Origin of the sequence: Desulfosporosinus acididurans (assembly GCF_001029285.1) — a bacterium.
GTDB lineage: Bacteria > Bacillota > Desulfitobacteriia > Desulfitobacteriales > Desulfitobacteriaceae > Desulfosporosinus > Desulfosporosinus acididurans.
This window is the reverse complement of sequence record NZ_LDZY01000017.1, coordinates 22,487-40,576: the sequence shown is the minus strand read 5'-3', so window position 1 is coordinate 40,576 and position 18,090 is coordinate 22,487. Positions and strand designations below refer to the sequence as shown.

Sequence of the window (18,090 nt, the reverse complement as noted above, 5' to 3'; positions counted from 1 at the left end):
TAGTTAGAATATTAGTGCGATTGCGATTAGTTTCTCGTTTCGCCCCGAACATGGAGGTCTGCCACTTACTACGTCATGAAATACCTTAGTTAAAGATCGGATCCCCCCTTTAGGATTAAATTAAGAATTTCGTGAATAGAAGTTATATATAAATTTTAACTGTTTTTGCGCAAATTATCAAAAAGTTTATTTTTTCACAAATATTCGACATGATACTTAAAGTGTGATAGAATATACGACAATATTTGCATAACATTCCATACAGTAAAACACAAAATGACTTAACTGCTCTTTTTTCATAATATAGAACAAGAAACTGTTTAACCTGGATGTTCCATTTTTAAGAATCGATACGGCACTTGGGATAGCCGTAGCCAATCTTATAACGAAGAGTTTCTGCCTATTATTGCCGATTACAACGATAACTACTATGTAATATCTAAGTAAACAAGAAGAAAATGAGGTGTGCTTAATGTTTAGAGAAATGAGAAGAAAGAAACAACTATTGTCCGAAGAAGAAACAAGTGAGATTATTAAGGCTCACTCGGCAGGTGTGTTGTCTGTAACGGGCGATGACGGCTATCCGTACGGAATTCCGATTAGCTACGCTTATATAGATGGTAATCTTTATTTCCACTGCGCAAAGGAAGGTCACAAGATCGATGCAATCAAGCGCAATGATAAGGTGTCCTTCTGCGTCATCGATAAGGATGAGGTCATTCAGGAAACCTTCACGACTCATTTTCGCAGTGTTGTCGCTTTTGGCAGAGCTAGGATTCTAACGGAAGATATTGATAGGAGAGCTGCTCTTGAAAGTCTTGTCGGAAAGTATTCCCCGGACTATATGCAGGAAGGGCAGAAGGAAATCGAGAAAGACTGGAGTAGAGTCTGTGTGGTAGAGGTCAAGATCGAGCATATGACTGGCAAGGCCGCAAAAGAAATTGCAAAATACAAAGAGTGATAAGCTTGTCTGCTTCCAATTATTTTACTGATGCCGCCCTATACTGAAATGGGGCGGCATCTTTTCAGCAACGGAATCCATAGGTGGTGTTTTCGGTTTACTCTTACGGAAGAATAGTATTTTAGTTTAAGGGGTAAAGCTAATTTATAAGAATGATCATTAATATTTTTTACATCGAATTCAAAAATATCGAGCCGGTGATTCCGAAAAATAAGTAAAAATAAGGGAGTTGAAAACTATGATTTATGATTTGATTATCATAGGTGCGGGCCCAGCAGGTATTAGCGCCTCGATTTATGCTGTTAGCAGAGGGCTGCAGACATTGGTTATAGAAAAAAACCAAGTGGGTGGAACTATCCGACAAGTCTCAAACGTTACCCATTATTCTGGGATTACAGAAAATGAAACTGGTAAGACCTTTGCGACGAGAATGTATAACCAAGCTATTAAAGCAGGGGTAGTTTTTAAATTCGAGGAAGTAACTGCTGTAAATTTTGAAGCGGAGATCAAAGAAATTGAAACAAATAAAAGTATTTACCAAACCAAATCAGTGATTATTGCCAACGGTACTACTCCTAGATCTCTTGGTATACCAGGGGAGCAAGAATTTATTGGTAAAGGAGTAGCTTATAATTTGTCAGATGATTTAAGTCTATATAAGGAAAAGGAAATTTTTGTTGTGGGTGGCTCGGATGGTGCTTTAAAAGAAGCCTTGTTTCTGTCAACGTTGGCAAAACAAGTTAACATCATCCATTTTGAGGAAAAATTAGGAGCCGTAATAGAGTTTACATCAAAAGCAGAAAATACTTTGAATATGAAAATTCGTCTGCATTCCAGACTTACCAATATTAGAGGGAGTATGAGTATTGAAAAATTGGAGATTACAGATATAAATACTAATGAGACTGAAATCATAGAAGCTGCGAATAGTTATGTGTTTATCTATGCCGGGTCAACACCTAATTCACTAATGTATCCTACGGTTAATAAAGAGAATGGATATATTGTTGCAAATGAGAGAATGCAAACTAATATCCCTGGTGTCTATGCTGTGGGCGATATATGTAAAAAGCAGGTGAGACAAATAGCTACAGCCGTTTCTGACGGAGCAATTGCCGGGATTCAAGTTGCGTCTTATTTGAGTGGGAAAGCATAATAGCATTTCTGGTTTTCACTTTTTTGCTGCACGTAAACTTACTAATATTTTGTGTATACCCGATATAATCATTAGGTATTGGTAAATAGTCGGCTCGTTACTTATAATTTTAAGTATCGTGTAAAATGTGTTGGGAGAAGTGAAACAATGAAATGCTAAATGGCTATCTGTTAATTATTTTAGCTGCTATAGGCTATGGTGCTTTACCCATATTCATAAAATGGGGGTTTAACATGGGTCTAACCATAGATGTCATGTTATTCTCGCGATTTTTCATAGCCAGCAGCTTAATGGTTTTTATCCTATTTGTCAGTAGAAAAAAGGGCTTCAAAATAACTAAATCTTCTTTTATCCAATTAGCCCTCCAGGGCTTTCTCTTTTTTGGATGCTCATATACATATTTTTTATCCATTAAGCATATGTCTGTCATCATTACAAATATATTGCTTTATACTTACCCTCTAATGGTTGTACTTATGTCTGCCTTAATTTTTAAAGAGAAAATATCATTCGTTAAGGGAGCAACTTTGCTTATTGCCTTTTTCGGTTGCTTGCTGGTTATAGATGTTACAAACATGTCTGGGCAAAAAATCAGTATGTCGGGCCTTTTTTATGCTGTTGTATCCGCCCTATTTTATGCTCTATACAATATCAATGGTCAGTATCTTTCCGAAAAGTCGAGTCCATTTACCGTATCCGTTTGTACAACCATCATTTGTTTATTTGCTACTATTGCTATTTATCCTCCAATCAATGTCATTTCGTGTCACTCCCAGTTGGCTCTTTGGACTGTAGGCCTTGGGACAGCCATGTTATGTACAGGCATTCCTCTTTTTTGTTATCAAAAAGGTCTATCCCTTTTAGGTGCAAGCCGAGCTTCTATCTTAAGCACTATAGAACCTGCAATAACGACCTTATTAGCTAGTTTCCTTTTAGGAGAAACACTAACTAGCGAACAACTGCTTGGAGGGTTGCTTATTATATGCGGAGGTTTGCTGCTTAAATTAGATAAATTAAAAAAGCCCTATCCTTTAAACCATCATTTGAGCCATTAAGGGTAAATACATTTTTGATCCAGTTTAAGCCCCCCCACTCCTATAAGTGGGGGGTCCGTCGTTAACTTCAAGTGGGGTAGAGTCCTCTTTCGCCGCTAAGTATTCCTTTTGGGAAAGGCGGCTGCAATAATGTCCACTGGACATTATTGTATCTGAAGCCCCGATGTTCAGCTTTGGCCGAACGAGTTCACTTTATGAATTCTTTTCTCTGATTTCAAGCAGCAGTTTGACTATAAGGAGAGTCAATTATCTTATGCGAAATAATGTATTGACAATGAGTTGACTGCAAGGATATAATGTTTCTGTAAAGTAAACAATTGGAATAGTCATATGAATCTTGATTTAGAGACGTTTAAGGATAGTGACAGTTATGGAAGATTTATTTATTAGCAAACAACTAAAACAAGTTCGGCTGGAAAAACAGTTGACATTGGACGAATTAGCGAAGCGTACTGGTTTTACTAAAAGTCTATTGTCTAAAATTGAGAACAATAAGGTGTCGCCGCCCCTTAGTACTTTGATGAGAATAACCCGTGCCCTTGATGTTTCTTTAAGTGAGCTTTTTAGAGCTGCTGAAGCACGGCATATTGAAATTGTGCGAGGGAATCAGAAATCGCAAAGACCTATGAGTAAAGTTGACGGTCAAATGATGGAAAGTCTCGTGCAGGGTTTTCCACAGCAAAAGTTTGAACCAATACTAGTTACAATAGATAACCAAGTTAGTCATGAGCTTAAGCTTTATGACCATCCTGGGCAAGAATTTATTTATGTTCTAACCGGTAAAATGAAGTATGTATATGGAAATGAAGAATATTTTGTGGAAGCTGGAGATTCGCTGTACTTTTATGCTGATGTACCACATGGCGCAATCCCGATGCAAGGAGAGAAGGTTACCTATATTTCGATTCTCAGCCTCTAATAAGCTAATCTGCAAGAGTATTGAATACTGTTTGCAAGGAGAATTAGTTCATTATTTTTGCCCGCTTTGTTTCCTGCAGGTAAACAAAGTTTCATTCTTAACACTATTTAGGGAGGGGATAAAATGTCTAGAATTAATTTTAGTAAAGCAGCAGATGTTTATGAAAAAACGGCTCTCGTACAAAAGTCAGCTTCCAAAGTTCTACTGGATCTATTGTCTATTAAAAATGGCGATGATGTTCTTGATTTGGGATGTGGGCCTGGCAATATATCAACGGAGATTGCCAAGATGACCAAGGGGCGAGTGGTTGGAATCGATGTGGCACCGGGCATGATTGAGAAAGCCCGCCAAAGCGGAACAGCATCTGACAATGTAACTTTTGCTGTACGAGATGCTGCTGATTTTGAATTCAGTTCAGAATTTGATGTAATTTTCTCTAATTCCGCTTTCCAATGGTTTAGAGATCCTGATGTAGTTTTAAAACGATGTTTCAAAGCTCTGAAGCAAGGTGGTCGCATGGGTATCCAGGCACCTGCAACTAGAAATTTTTGTACCAACTTTGTGGCAGCGGAGGAGAAGATTCGGAGCAACCCCGTAACAAGTGGGGTATTTTCTGACTACAGAAGTCCTTGGCTTTTCTTGGAAGACGCTAAGGACTATGCAAGACTATTTGAACGTAATGGTTTTAGAGTTAGTCATTGTCAGATTGTGCAGGAAGAAACTCTTTATAGTGTAAATAAAGCATTTCAGATTTATCAATCAGGAGCAGAAAATGGGTACTTAAACCAGGATTATTATCAAGTGTCGTTATCGTTGGATTACGTAGAGAAGTTCAGAGAGCTTTTTAGAGAAGCCCTCAGTGAGCAGGCTAGGGAAGATGGCATGGTGCCAATTGTGTTTAATCGCATTTATTTGATTGCTCACAAGTGAGAGTAAAGTTACACTTAATATTACATTAGTATTTGTGCTGCTTGCGTCAGCGGCGGAATGGAGGTTACTATGGATAATACGAATGAGGTTAAGAAAAATTTTGGGCAAAGAGCATATGAATATCGATTGAGTTCTACCCACGGTAATCCGAAAGATTTGGATAGAATGATTGGGCTAATCGATCCTAACTTTAATGACGACGTGTTGGATGTTGCTACAGGAGCAGGTCATACTGCGATCGCTCTAGCCAAATTTGCCAAAAAGGTGACAGCAATTGATATTACCCCGGAAATGTTAGCTGAAGCTAAAATTGCTTCAATTCAAGACGGTATAAGTAATATAACTTTTAGGACAGAAAATGTACACAACTTAAATATTTCCGACGGGCAATTTGATATTGTTGCCTCAAGGTTTGCAGTACATCATTTTTCCGATGTGCGAAATGCCCTTCGTGAAATGTGCAGAGTATTGAAGCCTGGAGGTAAGTTATATATCCTTGATTGCTCAGTTGTTGATGGTGATGAATCTGAGAAGGTAATTAATCGTATTGAGTTATTAAGAGACAGTTCTCATCAGTATTCTTATTCACCGCGATTATGGAACCAATTATTACAGGATTTGCCGCTGACAATAGTTCATGCATCGTTGCTTCAATCAGAGTATAAGTTACCAGTCTGGTTTGACAGGATGGGAACAAGCCAAAGCAATAGGGAAGAGATCTTTAAGCTGCTTAATAATTTATCAAGTGAATGCAAAGTCAACTATCCTTTTGGAAATGATTATATAACTACTTATCGTTATGAACTTTTAGCAACTAAGAACTAGCATGTATAAGTGCTGAGTTTACAAGTCATCAGTTAAAAGAAGCTTCCTTGGAAATGGGCAGGAAGGCGGATTGAAATTTGATAAATTTCATATTCCGGATATTAAGATATAAGAGGCAATTGTTATGTTGGAAAAAGCGATTTCAGATGCAAGGTTAGATGATAACTATCTTAAGAATGTAAGTTTTGTCAATGATGTTCTCACAGATGTTGATATTTCAAAGATTGAATTTGAGTCGGTAGAGTTTGTCAAGTGTCAATTTATTAATTGCAATTTTTCACGTACTAGCTTTTATGATTCAGATTTTATGAATTCCGATTTCTCAAATTGTAATTTTGAAGATAGCTATTGGAAGAAAGCGCAAATATCAGAATGTAAAGGCAGTGGAAGCAATTTTAACCAAAGCCATTTTAAAGAAGCAGTGTTATCTAATTCTTCCTTCCGTTACACAAATTGCACATTATCAGTATGGGAAAACTGTACGATTAGTGATTGTAACTTTCAAGAAGCATTTCTTTCAGAGGTAAAGTTCAAAAAGGTTAACCTCAAAGCGGTTGATTTTCAGAGAACAGATTTCTTTAAAACTTCACTAAAAGGAATTGACCTATCAAATTGTTTAATCGAGGGTATTACGTTATCCGATACGTTCAGTGAGCTCAAGGGTGCAAAGATAAACGCCTTGCAAGCAGTTGATATAGTACAAATTTTAGGGGTAAAAATTATATAACCCTTAATTTAAGGAGTTGATTATTTCCATGTTTCGAGAGGAGATATCCTCAGTCGAGAAGTGGTATATTGTGGTAATAACTCAAAGCTTTTAGTTTTTTAAAAAAACCTCTGTATCACGATAAAAGTGAAAACAGTGGTTTTTTTGTTAAAAAGGTAATTGAGTTATTGTGATTACAATAATATAATATAATAGTGATTTGTGCGCATAACTACTTAATTATTGATGGAGGCAGTATATGGAAAGAGAAAAAGTTATTAATGATGTAAGGACAAAGGCGGAAGGATACTTCCAGAGAGGTGAGTTTTTTTGTTCTGAATCTGTGATCCATACTCTCAATGAGTTGCTTGGCTGGCCTTTTGATCCTTCAATTAGCAGATTGGCTTCAGGCTTTCCGATCGGGATCGGAAAATCGGGTTGTGTTTGTGGAGCCATAAGTGGTGGTGTAATGGCCTTAGGTATGGCTTACGGCCGAGATCATGGCAATCCAATGAATAGCAAAATGCTTCCTATTGCTGCTGATCTTCATGATCATATTAAAAAGTTATATAGAAGCACTTGCTGTCGAGTCATTACAAAAGATTTAGTCTTTGATTCTCCTGAACGCAAAGCTCACTGTGTAAAAATAACCGGAGAAGTTGCGGCTTGGATAACAGATAAATTGTTGGATGATGAAGAGTTAATTAATACAATTAAATCTGTTAACATATAGGAGTTTAGTCTTATGAATTTTAACTCAATGCAAACGATAACAGCGGCAGGCCTTTTTTTGCTATTCGGTTATTACCTTCAGAGTAAGATAATTTGGTTAAGAAAGTTGTACATCCCAGCTCCGTTTATTGGAGGTATTTTGGCTTCTGGCCTCTTTCTTTGCTTTAAAAGTATTGGACATGTTAAATATAATTTGGATTATTCTATGCTCCCGGTGTTTGTTGCCGGATTCTTTGCTTCAATTGGACTAAGAACAGATCGTACTTTTTTAAAAAAAGGTTACAAAGGTCAAATCCTATTTTTGGGAATTGTTATTTTTGTAGCATTATTTCAGAATGTCGTTAGTTTATTGGTTAGTAAGGCTGTCGGCTACAATCCATTTCAAACGGTCATATTTGGATCAATGGGCTTGATGGGGGATGCTTCTATACTCCAAGGGGTTCCCAGTCTAATATCAAGAGGGCATGCTTATCTTGGACTGTTTAATGGCTATTCGGTGTTTGGAAACATTTTTGGTACGCTCTTAGGGGGCTGCCTTTTTATTTTATTAAAGAAGCGAACCCAATTGGAATCGCCTAATATAACACCAATTGAGTTTAAGCCTTACGAATTCTTACAACATCTTTTGATTTTTTTATTGACTATATGTCTGGGTCTGCTCCCTACACAATTGGGGTTTGGCAAGTGGATAAACCCGGCAGGGGGGGCTTTTCTTGCAGGGCTTATTATCCGACAGTTGTTTGAATTAACAGGCAAATCTTCGATTCAATCACCGAAGGTAAATATTATTGGCAATTTTTCTTTATCCATGCTTTTAATTATATCTTTCATGTCGATGGACCTCACCGCGCTTGCGAAACTTAATCCTGCCGCTATTTTAATTTTTGCCCTCCAGGCTTGTATACTGATGTTTTTCAGTTTTTATTTTGTTTTCCGTTATTACAAAAGAAACGCCTTAGCCGCCTATGTAGCTTCAGGGTTAATCGGTTTTAGTTTAGGAATGCCAGCAAGTACTATGTCTACCCTTCAATGTATTGGAGAACAGGAAGGGGCTATTCCAATAGTTTTATACATTGTCCCCCCAGTGGGTGCATGGCTTATTTCGGTGTTTAATCCATACATTATTAAGTTATTCCTTTAGCTTTTTTTCGTGGCAATAGAAAATATCAAAGAATATAGAATCATGGTAGTCTTTACCGGGATCAATAATTCATTGCCAATTTTGTTGCTAAAGTCTCCCTCATATTCCGAGGGAGACTTTTTACATCTAAGACAAAAAAGGAGTACCTCCCTAACTTCTCGAAAAAGTAAGTGACCCAACCAGTCCATTCCTTTACAACATTATAATAGATTTATAATACAATCAAAATGAGGTGATATATATGGCAAGGATACTTATTGTGGAGGACGAACATCCTATTAACGAATTCACGGCGTGTGTTTTCTATTACGGACTCGGCCCCTATTGAAACCAAGGGAATGGATGCCAAAAAAGCAGCAGAAGTTAGTAAAGTTTATACACCATCTGCTAAAGACATAACAAAAGAGCAGGCCGCTGATAAAATTGCGGCAAAAATTGTAGAAATAACCGGAAGTGATTTGAGCGGCTATACCTCTGTGATGCAGTTGTTCCCTATTAAGGAACGGGATACATGGTTTGGCAGTTTTACGTCGGCAGATGGTAAAACCATTTATTCCTCTAAAATTGACGCTGTTACCGGAGAAGTCTGGTCGATTAACATGTTTGTGCGCGCAGGCGGCGGATACAGTGAAAAAGCTGGGGGGACTTGTGATTTGTCTAAAGATCTTTTAAACAACTCAGCTGACGTTTTCGGATATGATATCGAAAAATCCTAATATACAAGGTTAATCGGGAATAGTGAGCTCAAGAAGAAATAGTCGCTATGATAAATGCTGGATTATTTAAGCAAGCGTCCGGAGAAAATTAGCAAGCCAAAACAAGTAAACTGGAGGGTAATCAATCGGGCCAGCATGTCCCAAGCTTTCCCATCCCCCCAAAAATGCTTTTTTTTATTGAAACGTTCCAGATACTCAAAGACGATCATGAGAAAAGCCATATAGAGACCATAGACAATGTAATGCCACTCGATTCCATGCCAAATTCCCATTATAAGAAAAAGCAAGAGGTAACCAAGAGCGGAAGTAGTGTAGCGACTGTTAAAACGTTTCTTTTTGGCACTGTCGAGAACGAAGCGCATATAGATATAGTCTCTGAACCACATTGACAAAGAGATATGCCAACGGTTCCAGAAGTCTTTAATATTTTTGGACCAAAAAGGGACTTTAAAGTTTTCAGGTGTTTTTACGCAGAAAAAGCGGCTCACTCCGATAGCAAAGGCGCTGTAACCGGCAAAATCAAAGAAAAGATAAGCGCTGTAAGTATACATATAACGAAATGTCGCCCACAAACTATGAATATGATTTAATGGTATGATCATATATTGGTTAATCAAATAAGCCAAGATAAACTTATATAGAAAACCACGCAATATGTATTCTAAACCTTCGGTAAAATGAATGAGATACTCTTGCCGAGTTATTGTTCTTTGAAGATCCGAGAGAAACCTGCGGTAGCGGTCAATGGGCCCTGAGGCAAGAGTAGGGAAAAATAAAACGTAGCTAATGAAATTTCCCAGATTAACCTCCTTGATTAAACCATCTCTGATTTCAATTAGCGTTCCAATGATTCTAAAGCTCACATAGGATATTCCTAAAAAACCAAGAACGGTATTCTCGGGGGATGTCATTTGACTTGGCTTAGATGCAGATTGTCCTATGCTTTTTGAGAATTGACTAAGCATCTGTGAACTTGCAGTGATTTGTGTATTAGTAAGTGTTTTAGATAGTTTTTGGACTCCTTGCGTAATATGATTTAAATTTTGAGTTGCTAAGGACTTTGCTCCAGAAAACGCAGCTGTTGTTGCGCCAACGTTTGGAACAAAAAATGGCGATAATTTAACCAATATTAACGGCAATAAGCTTCCTGCAACAGCAAGATAAAAGATTAAAGAGCTGTTTTTAGCCTTTTCTGATTGACGATAACGTAGATAAAACCAAATAACAAGGTATTCCCAGATAAAATAGATGACGGCTTGAACAAAAAAGGCTTGAGGTTTCAAAATTAAATATAACATACCAATTGACGAATGCATGATCCACAGCGATCGGGTTTTGGGAGATGCTTGGGCTAAGCCTATAATTATTGCTGGAATAACAGGTATGAGCAGCCATAAGAAAAACGAGAAGTTATCATATGGAATCATTTTAGCCTCCTTGAAGTGCTTTACGGTCAACTTTGCCATTCATTGTCAGGGGGATACTTTCAATGAAGCTGTAGCGTTGTGGCAGCATATAGGCTGGCAATATCTGCCCTAATTTTAAGCGTATTTGCTGCCCCATTTCTTGCTTAATCGATTCCGGTTCTTTAGTAAAACCTTTAAAATTATTGCTTAGTTTGACAAATGCTTGGAGAGCAGCATTTTTGTTCCGGCGTACAATTGGAATTACAACAGCATTTTCAACTTCAGGTAACTTTCGTAACTGTTCTTCAATTTCGCCTAATTCAATCCGATAGCCGTGCAGTTTTATTTGAAAATCCCGCCGACCTGTGTAATATAGTTTTCCGTTGAGCCAATAGCCGATGTCGCCGGTACGATAAGCTTGTTGGGAGATTCCATTTTTCGTCCACTTAAAAAAAACACGTTTTGTCAGCTCGGAATGGTTAAGATAGCCTATACTAACGTTGGGCCCTGAGATGACAATTTCGCCGCTTTCCCCAGGTTTGAGTAAGCTTTGGAGGTGTTCTTGAGAACTTACGGCGGAGTTCACTTTGTCTAGAGCATCGGGATCACATATTAAGATTTGACAATCTGCAGAACTCTGTCCTACAGGGAGTGGCCCGGGACGTTTAAGGATTTCCGCAGTAATATTTACACCCGTTACTGCCACGGTGCACTCCGTTGGGCCATAGAGGTTTATGACCTTGGCTTGCGGAAAGCGTTCTAAGAGGCGCAAGGCGACATTGTTGGGAAGAACTTCTCCACAAAAGAGAAAGTAACGCAGCTTGGGCAAAAGCTCTTCAGTGAAATTCGGATCCATGAGGCATATCTCGGCAAAGGAAGGTGTGGAAATCCAATAACTTATTTGTGATTCGTGTAAAGAATAAAATAGATCCTTAGGGTTACTGATTTGCTCCTGATCCACACTCCACAAAGTACCACCATTGCTTAAGGACATGTATAAATCCAAAACGGATAAATCAAAGGAAAAAGGGGCTTGATTGAGAAAAATCTCCTTTTGCTGTTCTGGTAGATAGTCGCGATTTACCCAAGCAACAAAGCTTTCTAACGAACGTTGGGTAATTTGCACACCTTTTGGTTCTCCGGTGCTTCCGGAAGTGAAAATGATATACCATACATCATCGATACCGATTTGCCACTCCGATTGCGGTTTAGCATTTTGAGGTGCTAAATCGAAAATCGCTGGAAGGTGAAGGTTATCTAGGTAAATGAGGCTTTTTACCTTCATTTTCTGTGGTAAAGTTGTAGGGGAGAGAATAAGTTCTGCACCGGAAGATTCTATAATTTTGAGTATACGATCGGTGGGAATCGACTTATCGATGGGAATATAGGGATGCCCCGCTTTAATGCAGGCTAAAAAGAACACAAGCATTTCGCTTTCTTTGTGTCCGTAAATGATAATAGGTCTTTTCGTTCCTGAATTGCGAGTTGCCTTCTGAAAAAGCCAATAGGCCAAAACATCAGAATAGGTTTTTAGATCCGCATAGGTTAAAACTTGTTCTTTATATCTATGCGCTAAGCGCAGCGGAGCTGATTTAGCCCACTGATCGATTTGCTGCAAAAGCATAAAACCACCCTCTTGAACTATATTTAAGCGAAAGAAGTTTCTAACACTGTAAATCTTAATTTCTATCGAACTAAAAGCAGTCCTGAAAATTGTGGTTAAAAACCGTTGTATATGAATGGAGGCGGGGTATGCTGTTTCTGGACCAAATAGAGAAGGAAAAGCCCCATTATTATTAGGTAGTAATAAACTACACGGGCGCAAAACATTGTCTTAGGGTTTTTGATGAACGAACTGATCCAAAGTTTCATCGAATTCAACCCATCCTTTCTCACTGGGATGTGATGGATCATCCATGAAATATTTGTCATACTCGTGAGTAGAGAAATCCGCTAGAGAAAATCGGTAGTGATCCGCCATCTCTCGAACTTGATTATAATACTTCTGACGTTGTTCTTTGGGAAAACCGGTAAAATCATACCATGGGCCATTTACAGGCTGAATCAAAAATATTGGATCTGCTCCTTCATCCTTTAAAACCTTCATTAATAAATTAAGATCTGAATATTCCGGAGAAGGATAAAAATGGCTCTTAGTTGCAGAGTTTTTGAATTTTTGTGGGTTCTTGATCTTTTGTTGATAAAATTTATTACCGATTCCAAAGGGATTATTGGTTTCATTTTTTTGGACATCGGCGGAAGCTTTCTGCAGCATTTTGGACCAGGCTGGCAAAACTCTCTGAATAGAGCCGCTTGAATTTTTGGCTATTTCCTTAGCCGGAAGATGGTGAATGACTTGATATGTTTTTACGGCGTCTTGGATTTCTAAAGCGGACATTTCAACCCTGGCTGCTGGCCAGTAGACAAATTCCATTATATTTGAACCTATATCTCTTTGACCGTAGTATTTAAGCAGCCCATCTAAAATCGGATATGATTTCTTTACCTCGTCAAATTGAATAAGGCGTCGTGCCAGAGACGTTTTAGTTTGACGAGACAAAGTAGGGTTGAAAATCATTTCATATGCTTGTAAGGCCGAAAAATTAGCAGCGAAGGTATTCTGAGAGATTCCATTACCGCTAAACCATTGGGCCGAAAGTGAAAGAACAATTTTTTTACCTTTTAGATTTTGGGCTCCTGCATAAAGCGCTTGAATCAAATCTAATGAACCTGCATGTCCAACAAGATAGGGTGTCCATCCGGTAGGCCGGCCAGCGAAGAGCTTTGTCGGATTATATGGGCCTCCATGTCCAAATTCAGAAGAACCATACATCGGGACTACGTGTGGATCCTTTAAAGCCATACTTTGTAAAAGAGTTCCTCCGAAAAGAGAGGGGATCAGATTTTCACTTGCAGTTTCAATTACCCCTGGTTTGATATAGCTGCTTACCCACCATTGAGAGAGTGGTCCAAGTGCAAGTATGCTCAAAAAACAAAGGAGAAGCGCCAAAACCATTGGCAGCAGACGTCTACGGATCATTTCATTTTCCCCTCAAGATATTGTATAATCCGCTCCGGAGTCGACCACATTTCTCTGTCTACTTCTGTCGGTGCAATATCGATGTTCAGTTGTTCATGAATCGTTAGCATCAATTCAACTAAGCCAAAAGAGTCTAAGAGGTTATTAGCAAAGAGATCTAGGTTGGGGTTGCTCTCAATTTGATCTGTTCCGCAAATATCCGTAAGTGCTCCTAAAATTGTCGTTCTGATGGCCGATTGATAACTCATTGTTGTCGCCCCTTATCATAATTTTAATTCTTTGAAAAGCCAAATGTTATGAGATCTTGGCTGCGTTAGAAAGATTATAGTAATCCTAGCTTAAAATTAGCTGAGAACAAAGAAGAAATGTCATATTAAAAAAGTCCGGCAGATTATCAGTGAATCTAATAACTTGTGAATATCGACGGCTAACCGTTATATGAAAAAATCATAAAGTAATGTATGTATGTAAGTTAATTAATTAATTAATAAATAATAGGTACTGCTTTGTAGAGATGTATTGATGCCTAGATCGGGCGAAAACTGTTGAATACGAATCTAAGAGACCTGGACTTTAGCAAGGTTCCAGGTCTCTTAAGAATCTCTCAATATAACTATCTTTTTAAACTAAATTTTACGCTTATATTTCTCAATGAATAGCAACAGCCAGTGAACTCGTTCAGCCAAAGCTGAACATCGGGGCTTCAGATACAATAATGTCCAGTGGACATTATTGCCGAGCCGCCTTTCCCAATAAGAATACTTAGCGGCGAAGGAGGACTCTACCCAACCCTAAGTTAACGCAGGACCCACCCCAACTTATAGAAGTGGAGGTCCCAATGACTTTTTTAAAATTATGATATAAGTCTAATATTTGAGAGGTTATTCATTACGCATTGAATCTTTCAACTTTTACAAATTCATGGAGCTGTTTTGAGACTGAAACAATTTCATCACTAGTAGCTGCCATCTCCTCAGTTGCGGCAGCTTGGTTTCCAGCTGAAAGGCTTGTGATTTTCATCTTCTCATCAATAAATTCAATTGCACTTCTGATTTTCAGAAGAGATTCTGCTACCTCTTCTGCTGATTCTTTACTCAATTCCGAAAGTTTACCCATTTCTTTAGCTACAACACTGAATCCTTTTCCTGAATCTCCTGCTCTTGCCGCTTCTATAGATGCATTCAAAGCCAGAAGATTCGAATTCTTAGAGATGTTTTTTATATCACTAATTGTTTGGTCGATGTTCTTTAGTTTTTCTACTGTTTGCGAAGTGAAATCATCAATTTCCTTAATAAAACTTGATATTTCCTGTGAACTCGAAGCAACTTCCTCTATACCAGCGTTAAGTTGCTCCAAGGATGAGAAAATCATAGATATTCTTTCCTCAATTTTAGTCTCCTTTTCGATATTTTGCATTATATTTATTAAAGCACAGACCTCCCCGTTTTCATCGCAAACTGGAGTAAGAAGCCCTTTGGCTGTAACACCAAAGGATGTTTTGGGGATTTTCGTAAATACTTGTTTTTTGTTTCTGATTACATAATCATGAGTCTTAGTTTTTTCAATTGGATCTCCAACTTTTACCTTTCTGTCAAGTTTACCAGGTGCATAAGCCATGACAGTCATATTTTTAGTATCAATTACAACTATCGTGATATCCTCCTGCATAACTTCATTTAACGCTGGCATGATTTCAATAAATTGGTTAAGATATTTTATTTGCATTTGTTTTACCACCATTCTTCACAAATAGTATATAATTTTAGAATAGAATATAGTTGGAGATTACGTAAATCGCCCGAAGAATCTAAATTTAATTTTCAGGTCCTGTTTATTCTTATCCGATAACGACATTAATCTTCTATCTATTAACTACCTAATTGTATACTCATAAATGTAATAATAACACTTATAAATCTTCAAAACTGTAGTCCGAACTGCTATAATTCAAATATAACAATTTAGAATTTTTATGGCGACAGCTATTCCTATATTACAAATATTAAGGAGAATTGTAATGGAAAGTGATATTTCTAACTTTTGGTCACCCTGGGTTACAAATACAATGTTCTCTTGGAAAAAGGTCTTAGGATTTGCTACAAAAAGACAGTATGAAAAGAATGATACAATACTTTGGAATGGACAGATCGTTGATGAACTGTATTATTTAGATGAAGGCCAAATTAAGATGAGTTATCTCAATTTTGAGGGCGAAAAAAAATCTGTATGGTACATTGAAAGTGGAAATACTTTTGGAGAAGCACCTTTTTTCCTAGGAAGGGAATGTAGTATGTTAATCACTTGTGAAAGAGATTCAATCGTGTATGCTTTTGACCGTAAGGTAGTTATGGAAATAATATTACATAATTCTGAAATAATGGTTGATATGCTAACTCGAATGGCAAGCAAAATTCAAACTCTTACACGACAAATTTATGATTTGAGTTTAAATTCACCGAAAATGCGATTGTATAGAATGTTATATTTCATGTCGCAGACTAGACCCGGCAATACCGCCAACATATCCCAACAAGATTTGGCAGATCTGCTTGGCCTTCATAGAGTTACAGTAAATAAACTATTGGTTGCTTTAAAAAATGATGGGATTATTGAACATGATATAAAAAGAAAACGAATTGTTGTCAGCAATCCTTCAACTTTATTAGAATTAATTGAAAGGGAACAAAATACATAGGCTAAACATAAAGCTCAGTAAAATTTAAGCTTATTATTTAGTTTGAAAATCATTTATATGGAAAATCCTTAAAAGACCTTGAATTTATGCTAACGCAAAAGTCTAGGTCTTTTCTATGTTGAAAAATGGTTAAAATTACTCAACGAAATTTAAAAATGGCTACAAATCGTTTAAGAAAACTGCAATAAAATTTTTATATTGTATTATTGTAGCCTCAACAACAGTAAGAAAATAATTCTTGATGTTATTGTAATCACAAGAACTATTTAATTCATAAAAGGGAGCTGGTATGCGAAGGCGGATAAACAGGTGTCATAAATATATGAGTCAAAGAAATAATTGGAGGTTTTGTATGAGTAATAATAACGCTCAATTAAGAAATCAAGAAGAGGTAACCCAATTCAATCGAAGCATTTTATACTGGATTATATCCCTCGGTTTACCAGTACTAATTCTTTTTATTCCTACAACGGCACACTTTACTAGTCATGTAAAACAATTCTTTGCTCTTTCTCTTGGGGCTATCTTTTTATGGGCTTTTGAAATTGTCCCAAACTTAATCGTTTCACTGATTTTACCGGTATTGTACATGCTGCTTGGTTTAGCACCTGTAAATGTTGTATTTAGTGCATGGTCTAACTATATCCCTTGGATAGTATTAAGTGGGATGATTCTCACAAGTATTGCGGAAGAGACTGGACTGCTAAAAAGAGTAGCCTGTTGGTGTATCTTAATCACGGGGGGATCTTATCGTGGTATCATTTATGGCCTGACTATTGCCGGGGTAATATTATCTTTACCAATTACTGATTTAACAGCTAGAGTTCTCTTATTTGCCACGATTAGTTACAGTATTTGTAAAGCATTAGAGCTTGAGAACGGCGGAAAGTCTAGTTCGGGTATTATGCTCGCCGGTATTTTTTCTGCCTTGAATCCTGGTTATATTTTCTTCACTTCAACAACTCAGACAATGATGGCTTATCAATCAGCAGCCAAATTAGGAGTAAGCAGTAGTTGGACGTCCTATCTAATTAATAACGGCTTAATAACCTTAATTTGGTGTTTTCTCTGTGCTGTCATTTTAGATTTGCTTTTTAAATCAGAGCGGAATATTAATTCAAAAGCATATTTCCTAGAAGAGAAAAAGAAGTTGGGCAAATTATCTCTTGCTGAAAAGAAAATGATTGTGATTTTGGCTCTTATCGTTATTGCGATTTTGACCGAACCCTATCATAAGGTTCAAATTGGCTGGTTGTTCCCATTGTTTGTTGGAGTCATTTACTTACCAGGTGTTGGTTTGGCAAAACCTGATTCACTAAAGAAACTTAACTTCCCGATAATTATTTTCGTTACAGCAACACTGACTATTGGCGCAGTTGCCAGTAGTGTTGGAGGCAGTAAGTTCTTAGCCGACTTACTTACACCTATTATGAGTGGCTCAAAATTATATACTTTAACATCAGTATGGGTGTTTGGAATTATCATTAAATTTTTGTTGACACCTTTAGCAGCTTTGGCGACATTAACTGAGCCAATTGTTAGATTAGCTCAACATGCCGGATTAAATCCAGTGCCTGTTCTTTATGTCTGGAATCAAAGTATGGAACAAGTAATTTTCCCGTATGAATATGCTCTGGTTCTTCTCGCATACAGTTATGGCTACTTATCACTAAAAAACCTAATGAAAGCGTTTAGCATTAAACTAGTTTTTAATATTATTTATTATTCTGATTGCTGTGCCTTTCTGGAAGCTAATAGGTTTGTTTTAACGAGCGAGTTTTAAGACTGAGACATTTGTGTAAAACAGA

Annotated in this window: 18 protein-coding genes; 12 read left to right on the top strand and 6 right to left on the bottom strand. The window is 37.4% G+C overall.

Translation table 11 applies throughout. The annotated features are described in order from the left end of the window. Positions 1–472 precede the first annotated feature (472 nt). From DEAC_RS19260 to DEAC_RS19215, 10 genes are all read left to right on the top strand, one after another. Positions 473–961: a pyridoxamine 5'-phosphate oxidase family protein gene (locus DEAC_RS19260; RefSeq protein WP_047811715.1), complete on the top strand. Its 489-nt coding sequence runs from the start codon at positions 473–475 to the stop codon at positions 959–961. A 238-nt stretch (positions 962–1,199) separates the two neighbouring features. Then, positions 1,200–2,117, top strand: coding sequence for an NAD(P)/FAD-dependent oxidoreductase (locus DEAC_RS19255; protein WP_047811714.1), 918 nt, complete (start codon positions 1,200–1,202; stop codon positions 2,115–2,117). 152 nt (positions 2,118–2,269) lie between these two features. Continuing rightward, positions 2,270–3,172, top strand: coding sequence for a DMT family transporter (locus DEAC_RS19250; RefSeq protein ID WP_047811713.1), 903 nt, complete (start codon positions 2,270–2,272; stop codon positions 3,170–3,172). 370 nt (positions 3,173–3,542) lie between these two features. Then, positions 3,543–4,091, top strand: a complete 549-nt coding sequence (locus DEAC_RS19245; RefSeq protein ID WP_047811712.1) for a helix-turn-helix domain-containing protein — start codon at positions 3,543–3,545, stop codon at positions 4,089–4,091. Positions 4,092–4,214: 123 nt separating this feature from the next. Continuing rightward, complete coding sequence (locus DEAC_RS19240) at positions 4,215–5,021, top strand: class I SAM-dependent methyltransferase (protein ID WP_047811711.1); 807 nt, start codon at positions 4,215–4,217, stop codon at positions 5,019–5,021. A 69-nt stretch (positions 5,022–5,090) separates the two neighbouring features. Continuing rightward, positions 5,091–5,846, top strand: coding sequence for a class I SAM-dependent methyltransferase (locus DEAC_RS19235; RefSeq protein ID WP_047811710.1), 756 nt, complete (start codon positions 5,091–5,093; stop codon positions 5,844–5,846). A gap of 124 nt (positions 5,847–5,970) precedes the next feature. Beyond that, complete coding sequence (locus DEAC_RS19230) at positions 5,971–6,573, top strand: pentapeptide repeat-containing protein (protein WP_047811709.1); 603 nt, start codon at positions 5,971–5,973, stop codon at positions 6,571–6,573. Between the two features lie 238 nt (positions 6,574–6,811). Beyond that, entirely contained in the window at positions 6,812–7,285 is a 474-nt protein-coding gene (locus DEAC_RS19225; protein WP_047811708.1) for a C-GCAxxG-C-C family protein, read from the top strand. A gap of 12 nt (positions 7,286–7,297) precedes the next feature. After that, entirely contained in the window at positions 7,298–8,425 is a 1,128-nt protein-coding gene (locus tag DEAC_RS19220) for a sodium/glutamate symporter (protein ID WP_047811707.1), read from the top strand. Positions 8,426–8,763: 338 nt separating this feature from the next. Beyond that, a complete protein-coding gene (locus tag DEAC_RS19215; RefSeq protein WP_207642587.1) occupies positions 8,764–9,141 on the top strand; it encodes a hypothetical protein in 378 nt (125 codons plus the stop codon). Between the two features lie 62 nt (positions 9,142–9,203). On the opposite strand, the gene dltB is transcribed toward DEAC_RS19215, so the two are convergent. From dltB to DEAC_RS19190, 6 genes are all read right to left on the bottom strand, one after another. After that, complete coding sequence (gene dltB, locus DEAC_RS22970; protein WP_083996329.1) at positions 9,204–10,568, bottom strand: D-alanyl-lipoteichoic acid biosynthesis protein DltB; 1,365 nt, start codon at positions 10,566–10,568, stop codon at positions 9,204–9,206. Between the two features lies 1 nt (position 10,569). Next, complete coding sequence (gene dltA / locus DEAC_RS19205; protein ID WP_047811705.1) at positions 10,570–12,171, bottom strand: D-alanine--poly(phosphoribitol) ligase subunit DltA; 1,602 nt, start codon at positions 12,169–12,171, stop codon at positions 10,570–10,572. A gap of 95 nt (positions 12,172–12,266) precedes the next feature. After that, positions 12,267–12,338 carry a hypothetical protein gene (locus tag DEAC_RS24875; RefSeq protein WP_427846285.1) on the bottom strand — a complete coding sequence of 24 codons (72 nt, stop codon included), beginning with the start codon at positions 12,336–12,338 and terminating at the stop codon, positions 12,267–12,269. Positions 12,339–12,381: 43 nt separating this feature from the next. After that, on the bottom strand, positions 12,382–13,587 hold the full coding sequence (gene dltD, locus DEAC_RS19200; RefSeq protein WP_047811704.1) for a D-alanyl-lipoteichoic acid biosynthesis protein DltD: 1,206 nt from the start codon (positions 13,585–13,587) through the stop codon (positions 12,382–12,384). Beyond that, positions 13,584–13,835, bottom strand: a complete 252-nt coding sequence (dltC, locus tag DEAC_RS19195; RefSeq protein ID WP_047811703.1) for a D-alanine--poly(phosphoribitol) ligase subunit DltC — start codon at positions 13,833–13,835, stop codon at positions 13,584–13,586. Before dltC ends, dltD begins: the two co-directional genes overlap by 4 nt. A gap of 640 nt (positions 13,836–14,475) precedes the next feature. Next, on the bottom strand, positions 14,476–15,312 hold the full coding sequence (locus tag DEAC_RS19190) for a methyl-accepting chemotaxis protein (RefSeq protein WP_047811702.1): 837 nt from the start codon (positions 15,310–15,312) through the stop codon (positions 14,476–14,478). A gap of 292 nt (positions 15,313–15,604) precedes the next feature. On the opposite strand from DEAC_RS19190, the gene DEAC_RS19185 reads away from it, so the two are divergent. Next, the gene (locus tag DEAC_RS19185; protein ID WP_047811701.1) at positions 15,605–16,282 is read left to right on the top strand and encodes a Crp/Fnr family transcriptional regulator; all 678 of its coding nucleotides are present in this window, start codon (positions 15,605–15,607) and stop codon (positions 16,280–16,282) included. Positions 16,283–16,634: 352 nt separating this feature from the next. Beyond that, positions 16,635–18,065: an SLC13 family permease gene (locus DEAC_RS19180; protein ID WP_047811700.1), complete on the top strand. Its 1,431-nt coding sequence runs from the start codon at positions 16,635–16,637 to the stop codon at positions 18,063–18,065. The last annotated feature ends 25 nt before the right edge of the window (positions 18,066–18,090 follow it).

Bases quoted from the DNA above. Each gene is read 5' to 3' on its own strand.
- DEAC_RS19260 (WP_047811715.1), top strand. From the start codon at position 473: ATGTTTAGAGAAATGAGAAGAAAGAAACAACTATTGTCCGAAGAAGAA.
- DEAC_RS19255 (WP_047811714.1), top strand. From the start codon at position 1,200: ATGATTTATGATTTGATTATCATAGGTGCGGGCCCAGCAGGTATTAGC.
- DEAC_RS19250 (WP_047811713.1), top strand. From the start codon at position 2,270: ATGCTAAATGGCTATCTGTTAATTATTTTAGCTGCTATAGGCTATGGT.
- DEAC_RS19245 (WP_047811712.1), top strand. From the start codon at position 3,543: ATGGAAGATTTATTTATTAGCAAACAACTAAAACAAGTTCGGCTGGAA.
- DEAC_RS19240 (WP_047811711.1), top strand. From the start codon at position 4,215: ATGTCTAGAATTAATTTTAGTAAAGCAGCAGATGTTTATGAAAAAACG.
- DEAC_RS19235 (WP_047811710.1), top strand. From the start codon at position 5,091: ATGGATAATACGAATGAGGTTAAGAAAAATTTTGGGCAAAGAGCATAT.
- DEAC_RS19230 (WP_047811709.1), top strand. From the start codon at position 5,971: ATGTTGGAAAAAGCGATTTCAGATGCAAGGTTAGATGATAACTATCTT.
- DEAC_RS19225 (WP_047811708.1), top strand. From the start codon at position 6,812: ATGGAAAGAGAAAAAGTTATTAATGATGTAAGGACAAAGGCGGAAGGA.
- DEAC_RS19220 (WP_047811707.1), top strand. From the start codon at position 7,298: ATGAATTTTAACTCAATGCAAACGATAACAGCGGCAGGCCTTTTTTTG.
- DEAC_RS19215 (WP_207642587.1), top strand. From the start codon at position 8,764: ATGGATGCCAAAAAAGCAGCAGAAGTTAGTAAAGTTTATACACCATCT.
- dltB (WP_083996329.1), bottom strand. From the start codon at position 10,568: ATGATTCCATATGATAACTTCTCGTTTTTCTTATGGCTGCTCATACCT.
- dltA (WP_047811705.1), bottom strand. From the start codon at position 12,171: ATGCTTTTGCAGCAAATCGATCAGTGGGCTAAATCAGCTCCGCTGCGC.
- dltD (WP_047811704.1), bottom strand. From the start codon at position 13,587: ATGATCCGTAGACGTCTGCTGCCAATGGTTTTGGCGCTTCTCCTTTGT.
- dltC (WP_047811703.1), bottom strand. From the start codon at position 13,835: ATGAGTTATCAATCGGCCATCAGAACGACAATTTTAGGAGCACTTACG.
- DEAC_RS19190 (WP_047811702.1), bottom strand. From the start codon at position 15,312: ATGCAAATAAAATATCTTAACCAATTTATTGAAATCATGCCAGCGTTA.
- DEAC_RS19185 (WP_047811701.1), top strand. From the start codon at position 15,605: ATGGAAAGTGATATTTCTAACTTTTGGTCACCCTGGGTTACAAATACA.
- DEAC_RS19180 (WP_047811700.1), top strand. From the start codon at position 16,635: ATGAGTAATAATAACGCTCAATTAAGAAATCAAGAAGAGGTAACCCAA.